This window comes from Aureispira sp. CCB-QB1 (genome assembly GCF_000724545.1).
Taxonomy (GTDB): Bacteria; Bacteroidota; Bacteroidia; order Chitinophagales; family Saprospiraceae; genus Aureispira.
Window position 1 is genome coordinate 1 of sequence record NZ_JHBV01000087.1, and the last position, 697, is coordinate 697.

The window sequence follows — 697 nt, forward strand, 5'->3', positions numbered from 1 at the left end:
ATGTTGTGTAGTGCCATTAGTGGCGAATCTCCTGCTCGATACGCCAGTGACAAAAAACTGAACAAAGCGTTGTTGAGAGCCTTTGCCAATTACATGCGGAGTAACCAGGTCAAAACCCCTAGTCCTTTGGGTTCTTTGTTGTTGGTGTTAGCCATGTGGGGACTGCCCACCTTAGGAGCGGCTTTTTATGATCGAAACAAAGCCAAAAAAGCGATCAAAAAACAGGCTGCTCAAAAAGCAAAGAAAACAGCGGAGGGAATTGAAGATCTGGAAATAGAAGGCGAAGCTCAGAGCGATACGCCAGATAAATTGGATTACACACACTTGAAGGAGTATCAAGAAAATAGACGCCTTTTTGATATCCACAAAGAAACGGGCTGTTACAATCGAACCCCCAAAGGACAGTTTTGCAAAACCAGTTTAGCGACCGAAAAACCCAGTCCAGAAATTCAACGCATGTTGGATCAAGGATGGAGCAATGTAGAGATTCGAGCCGCTTTATACAACGAGTAAGTATGACAAACCATCCTTTTTTTTTAGCCTATTTTGGAAAACCCCATTCAGGCAAGACCTATGATTTAATCCAATTTGTGAAGCGTTGTGGACGAGAGACTATTTTTGTCTACAATTCTGGACACGAGAAAGATTGGATTGGCTTTATAGAAATTGAGCTTTGGTCGGATGCTAAAAGCAAGGA

At 42.6% G+C, this 697-nt stretch carries 2 protein-coding genes; both read left to right on the forward strand.

Annotated features, from left to right (window positions below):
* Positions 1-513 (forward strand): hypothetical protein (locus tag CG11_RS30550; RefSeq protein WP_052599930.1); only part of this gene is annotated, 513 nt, incomplete at its 5' end.
* A 2-nt stretch (positions 514-515) separates the two neighbouring features.
* Positions 516-697: hypothetical protein (locus CG11_RS26305; RefSeq protein ID WP_156039921.1), on the forward strand; the 182-nt coding region annotated here is incomplete at its 3' end.